General features: G+C 37.0%; 4 protein-coding genes. 3 read left to right on the top strand and 1 reads right to left on the bottom strand.

From position 1 onward, the window contains the following. The first annotated feature begins 246 nt into the window (after positions 1 to 246). Together BFL47_RS07380 and BFL47_RS07375 are read left to right on the top strand one after the other, a co-directional pair. Positions 247 to 2,385 (top strand): beta-galactosidase, encoded by a 2,139-nt coding sequence (locus tag BFL47_RS07380; RefSeq protein ID WP_069659159.1) that lies wholly within the window; start codon positions 247 to 249, stop codon positions 2,383 to 2,385. A gap of 119 nt (positions 2,386 to 2,504) precedes the next feature. Continuing rightward, positions 2,505 to 2,879: a hypothetical protein gene (locus BFL47_RS07375; RefSeq protein WP_069659158.1), complete on the top strand. Its 375-nt coding sequence runs from the start codon at positions 2,505 to 2,507 to the stop codon at positions 2,877 to 2,879. 133 nt (positions 2,880 to 3,012) lie between these two features. On the opposite strand, the gene BFL47_RS07370 is transcribed toward BFL47_RS07375, so the two are convergent. Further along, on the bottom strand, positions 3,013 to 5,382 hold the full coding sequence (locus BFL47_RS07370; RefSeq protein ID WP_069659157.1) for an ATP-binding protein: 2,370 nt from the start codon (positions 5,380 to 5,382) through the stop codon (positions 3,013 to 3,015). Positions 5,383 to 5,542: 160 nt separating this feature from the next. On the opposite strand from BFL47_RS07370, the gene BFL47_RS07365 reads away from it, so the two are divergent. After that, entirely contained in the window at positions 5,543 to 6,319 is a 777-nt protein-coding gene (locus BFL47_RS07365; RefSeq protein WP_083257060.1) for an SGNH/GDSL hydrolase family protein, read from the top strand. The last annotated feature ends 218 nt before the right edge of the window (positions 6,320 to 6,537 follow it).

Here is a 6,537-nt window from a genome sequence, read left to right as displayed (position 1 = left end):
ACTAATCCCGGTTTTACCGGACAACAATAAAAAACTATAATAATTATGCTTTGAATCTATATTATTTCACTATTTGAATCTAATCGGCTTTTTCTTAAGATATTCTTTGATTGGAGATGAAAATGTGAAATTCTACTGGATGAAATAAGTGCTGGATGAACGACTATTTGCTAAAAAAACATGGAATCAGACCTATATATTGCTGATACAAGTGTATTTTAGCAAATAGTTAACCCAGATAAACTTATGTCTCAGATTTTAAACCAGATCCATTTCTTTTTTATTTGCGCAGTAAAGAAAATTATACCCACTGCTTTAATTTTAGCTTCTTTAATTTCAGTTTCCTTTGCCCAAAAAGCAGAAAAGTTTTTTGATAAAAAAGACCTCCTCCTGGTTGGGAGTTACTATTATCCTGAACAATGGCCCGAAGCAAATTGGGAAAGAGATATTAAAAATATGTCAGGCCTTGGTTTTGAATTCACTCATTTTGGTGAGTTTGCCTGGTCTGCAATGGAGCCCGAAGAAGGTAAATATGATTTCGAATGGTTAGATAAGGCCGTTGCCCTGGCAGCAAAATATAAACTTAAAGTGGTACTCTGCACACCCACACCAACACCTCCTGCATGGCTCACTGAAAAACATCCCGATGTTTTAATGGTAAACGCTGAGGGTAGAACTATCCAGCATGGCGCCCGGCAACAGGCCTCCTGGTCTAGCAAAACCTACCGTGCTTACGTAGATAAAATAGTAACCGTGCTGGCTAAACGGTATGGTACTAATAAAGCAGTTTGGGGTTGGCAGATTGATAATGAACCCTCTCACTATGGCACTTCATATGATTATAGTGAAAATGCACAACAGGCTTACCGGGAATGGCTGAAGAATAAATATAAGGATATTGGTACGCTGAATAAGGTATGGGGGAATGCCTTCTGGAGCCAGACCTATAATAATTTTGAACAGATACATATACCAAATGTGTTGGAGCTGGTTGCTCAAGCTAATCCGCATGCCGTATTGGATTTCAAACGCTTCACTGCCGATGAAGCTGCTCATTTTATTCTCCTACAGCAGAATATTTTGCGTAAATATATTCAGCCTGCGCAATGGGTAACTACTAACCTAATGCCAACTTACTCTCCAGTTGATCCGCTTCGAATGAAAGATCTTGATTTTCTTACCTATACAAAATATCTAGCCGAAGGATATGATATGGGCCATGGAGAGCAAGGCTTCCGTATGGGATCAGCAAATAGTATCGGTTTTTCCAATGACTTTTTTAGGCCAATTAACGGGGTGACTGGTGTGATGGAATTACAACCCGGACAAGTAAATTGGGGGTTGTTTAACCCTCAAACCATGCCTGGTACTGTTCGTATGTGGATTTACCATGTGATGGCCGGTGGAAATAAATTTGTATGCAATTACCGCTTTCGTGAGCCTTTATCAGGTGGAGAGCAGTATCACTATGGCATTATGAAAACCGATGGTGTAACAGTGAGCCGCTCTGGAGACGAATATGTAAAGGTAATTAAAGAATTAAAGGACTTACGCAAAGCTTATCAGCCAGAAACGGCAATCCCATCTAGTTTAGTCAAAAGAAAATCGGCAATTTTATATAATCCCGATAGCCGTTGGGAAATGGAATATCAGCCGCAGAGTAATCAATGGGATTATATGGCCCATGTAAACCGGTATTATAAAGCCCTTAAATCTTTGGGTGCCCCTGTAGACGTAATCGATGAAACTAAAGATTTTGCTGCTTACCCCTTTTTGATAGCTCCAGCCTTTCAGCTTTTAGATCATCAACTTGTTTCCAGATGGAAAACCTATGTAGAGAACGGAGGTAATCTGGTTCTAACTTGCCGTACCGGTCAGAAGGACCGTGAGGCTCATCTGTGGGAAGCGCTATTTCAACAGCCTATCCTTGATTTAATCGGAGCTAAAGAAATCTATTTTGATTTGCTTCCAGTGTCTTTAATGGGAAAAATAAATATGGGTCAGACTAACTATGACTGGAATAATTGGGGCGACGTGATTGATCCTATCTCGGAAGCTGATGTTTGGGCCACTTATAGCGATCAGTTTTATAAAGGCAAAGCAGCTGTATTGCACCGAAAATTGGGTAAAGGCACTATTACTTACGTGGGTGCGGATACTGACAATGGACAATTAGAGAAAACAGTCTTACGAAAAATCTTCAATCAAGCAAGCGTACCGACACTCTCCTTACCAGAAGGAGTATTGGTCGAATACAGCAATGGCTTTTGGTATGGATTTAATTATTCTTCTCAAAATCAGGAAATTCCGATTCCCACTAATGCAAAAATATTATTAGGACAAAAAACGATTAAACCGGCCGATGTGGTCATCTGGAAAGAGTAAAAGAAGAGCATGCATTAAAAAAATAATACCTTTACCCCTCGAGGTCAAATTCTTTAATAAATCAAAATGAGCTATTTGTGAATTTCTCATCATTAAATTAATACCTTTACAATATAATCATGGAAGAAAGAAAATATTTAACGACTTGGAAAAAATACATTCCAGTTATTCGTTTACATCTGAAAAAAAGTCTTACTGGAGAACAAAGTTTTAAATTGAACATTACCGATTTTGAATCGGCAGGTGATCGTGGAAAATCAGGATATACATTCAACATAGCTTTAGAAAATGGTAAAGTAACCAATAATATTAGTGGATCAGCAGTAGCACGTGACCTTTTCGAAGCCCTAAAATCTGATGATACAATTAAAGCAATGTTATTGGAAAAAAATGTAAAGATAAGTGTAGGAAAATCATTTTTACTGACGATTAAAACCACTCACATTTCAACTTATAAACCTGTAACTGCTGATTCTTCTAGCGAAGAAGTTTAATAAGTAAAGCTAGTTAAACAATATATACAACAGGACTAATGTATCGTATGCTGGCGCACATGTCCAGTTCTAAACATAAAAGGGGCTGTTTCTTTCAAAGGAACAGCTCCTTTTATGTTTATTATCAAACCCGCTAATCCTTGAAAATATAGTGTAATACTTTGCTATAGAGTTCATCGGGCAAAAAAGGCTTTAATACAATGTCATTTATACCTGCATTTTTTACTTGCTCCCTGATCTCATCCGGCAGGTTTGCTGTGAGTGCAATAATTGGGATAGTCACCCCATTTTCTCTCATCCTTGTTGATGCTTCATATCCGTCCATTACCGGCATATGCAGATCCATTAAAATAAGCTTATGCTTGGCAACATCCAATTTTTTTAACGATTCCAGTCCGTTGATAGCAATGTCAATTGCTGCACCCCATCGCTCCAGATATGCTTTAGCTACCAGCACATTCATTGGATTATCTTCCACGAGTAAAATGCAAATACCTGTAAGTGGTTTATCTTCCTCTTTGGGTAAGATCTTTTTATTTGATTCTTCAGGAGTGATCTTGTTTTTTTCAAAAGCCTGAACGAAATAAAAGGTAGATCCTTTTCCTACTTCACTAATCAGTTGAAGGGAAGAATTTTGTAACTCCAAAATCTTTTTACTAATAGCTAAACCAAGTCCGGTACCACCAAAACCTCTCGATGTAGATGAATCTGCCTGAGTAAATCTTTCGAAGATTAGTTTATGTTTTTCTTCCGAAATGCCTATTCCTGTATCTTTTACCAGGATTTTTAAGGTGACATGGGTTTCAGTTTGTGCTGCTACCTCCATGCTTACTCTTACATACCCGGTTTGTGTAAACTTGATCGCATTATGAACCAGGTTGGAAATTACCTGAGAAGTACGGGTAGGATCACCTAATACGGTGTGCTTTAAATTATCATCCAGATGTAGTTTCAACCCAATCCCTTTGTCTTCAGCCGAGCTTTTTAATCCGGATATAACATTCCGGATAACGGTTAATACATTCATGTCAATATGCTCGAAGGTGATGATACCTGCTTCAATCCGGTTATAATTTAAGATATCATTTACAATAGACAATAAATTATTAGCAGAAAAGAGCATCACATCAAGTTGCTCAATTTGGTCTTTCCTTGGATTGTTTCTCAACAATAGATGGCTCATGCCAATCACAGAGTTTAGTGGTGTCCTTATTTCATGGCTCATATTGCTTAAGAATTCGCTTTTAGCTATTAAACCTTGTTCGGCATCCGCTTTGGCTTTTTTTAATTTAAAGGATACCCGATGAGATAAAACCATGGATTGCATAAAGAAGAAGGCGATATATAAAATGAAATTTAATAGAGGGATAGATGGAATAATTCCCCAGAAATTTAATAAAGAAATCTGGAACAGAGGGAATATTGCGAATGTACTTAATAAGGCGTATAAAGAGCCTGGTCTTTTATTCTTGTAAGCCTTTGTGAAGACATAGGGGAAATACAGCAGATAAAATAACACCAAAATTAAAAAAGGGTTCAGTAATCTGCTAAAGTATACTGGAGCTAAGCTAACTACCAGAAAAATATAGATTAGACAAATTGCACCCAAAATGTTGATAAACTTCTTGTCAACATCTTTTGGATATAGATTTTGAATATAGATCCCAAAAATACCTATACTCATTATCAAAGTAATATACTCTAAACGTAAGGATGTGTACCAATTCAGATTAGGTAATATCGTATGTAAAACACTGTTGTCTACACCAATGATCCGGTAGCTAAATACAGTGCAATATAAAGAAAATAGTAAAATAGCCTTGTCTCTGTTGCCCGTTATATACAAGCCAAAGAAGAAAAGTCCACCCATTATAAGGCAGCCTGTCAATAATAAGTCAATCGCTTCATATTGATCTCTTTTCAGTTTAACAATGCTCTTTTTACCGATTACTATAGACTTGCTGATGCCACCTTTGTTATGCGCAAAATTTGCTATTTGCAATACCAGGTTTAATGTATCCCCGGAGTCAGTAATGTCAACCGGTATGTATGCCCAAAATGGGACCGCATCCTTTGCTGATGTACTTAGCCTGCCGGCTGAGGCTACCTGTTTGCCATTTATGAATAAACGATAGGAGGAATATAAATTCGGTACTGCAATTCGGAAAGGTTCTGTTGATTGAGGTAATAAAACAGTCAGTTTATAAGTAGCATAACCGAAAGATGGTAGCACCTTTCCTTTCAATATATATCCGTCCCACCTAAAAGGGAAATGGATCATGTCTGCTTTACTAAACACAGAATCCTTTGGACTCAATAATTGGTGCCAGTAAAAAGCCCATTCTCCATCAAGAGCAATTTCCTTAGTAAATGATTGTCCGCGTAAATCGATGACGCCATTGGTAGCGGTTGGTACATCTGCATGATGCGGAACGCATCCAAAATTGAAACAACAGCAATAGAGTAGCAATAAAAGTATAAAAGCAGGTTTTTTAACTTTCATTAGAAAGAGTAGTAAGCGTTAAAATTGTGAACCGATGAGAGCGATTGATAATTTGTGTGTGTAAAAATGTTCGGCTGAAGGTATAAAAAAAAATATTAATATCAAGACCTTCATCTTAAAAGTATTGAGGACATTTACCAGGACGATTTAATTAATTAAAATGACTAATAACCGAAGGAAATTTTTAATAAATCTATTTCAATTTAGTGCTGTAGCCGCATTTACTCCCCAATTGCTTAGTGCAAAAAATAGTGATAAGCCTACTTTAAAACCAGTAAGGGGAGGTTTTACCTTTTTGTTCCAGGGCGATTCTATAACAGATGGGGGAAGAGGACGTAATAAAGACTGGAACCATGTCATGGGTCAAGATTATGCTTACTTAATTTCCAGTCGCTTGTGGTATGATCATCCAAAAAAGAATTTCAACTTTTTAAACCGGGGGATTAGCGGTAACAAAGTAACCGATCTTGCAGCCCGCTGGAAAGAAGATACACTTGATCTGAAGCCAGATTTACTCAGTATCCTAATAGGAGTTAATGATGTTGATGCATTTATGAAAGGAGATCAAAACTACAGTACAGAGCAATATGAAAAAGGATACCGGTACTTATTAGATCAAACCAAATTAACTTTTCCCGATATTCAATTTGTGCTTTGTGAACCCTTTTATCTAACGGTACCCAATAAAAAACAGGATAATCCTGAATTGTACTCTACTGAGTTTGAAAAACGACGTCAGATAGTAAGGCGCTTAAGCCTGGAATATAATGCCATCTTTGTCGAATTTCAACATGCGTTTAATCAGGCACTACACCAGGCACCGGCAGAGTACTGGATCTGGGATAGCATTCATCCTATGCCGGCAGGACATGAATTGATGGCAAGAGAATGGATTCGCCAGGTGAATAAAGCTATTAATATTCCAATCCGTTGTTGATATAATAGTTAGGTTAGCATCATTATAAACAAATTATTAGTTAGCCAGTGTTCCATTTCCGAATAAAAATAATGTGTACTACATTATAAAATGGTGAGAATTATTACTCAATTAATACCATATTGATACACAAAGCTAATACAGATGAAACTTTTATAAAAAACCTTAACAAAAAACGCATTATTTTTAAATCGAACAAATAATATAGTGGTGTAGAG

The sequence above is a fragment of the Arcticibacter eurypsychrophilus genome, assembly GCF_001730525.1.
GTDB classification, from domain to species: Bacteria; Bacteroidota; Bacteroidia; order Sphingobacteriales; family Sphingobacteriaceae; genus Arcticibacter; species Arcticibacter eurypsychrophilus.
This window is presented reverse-complemented; position numbering and strand designations above follow the sequence as displayed.

Coding starts and splice junctions, on each gene's coding strand:
- BFL47_RS07380 (WP_069659159.1), top strand. CDS start 247: ATGTCTCAGATTTTAAACCAGATCCATTTCTTTTTTATTTGCGCAGTA.
- BFL47_RS07375 (WP_069659158.1), top strand. CDS start 2,505: ATGGAAGAAAGAAAATATTTAACGACTTGGAAAAAATACATTCCAGTT.
- BFL47_RS07370 (WP_069659157.1), bottom strand. CDS start 5,382: ATGAAAGTTAAAAAACCTGCTTTTATACTTTTATTGCTACTCTATTGC.
- BFL47_RS07365 (WP_083257060.1), top strand. CDS start 5,543: ATGACTAATAACCGAAGGAAATTTTTAATAAATCTATTTCAATTTAGT.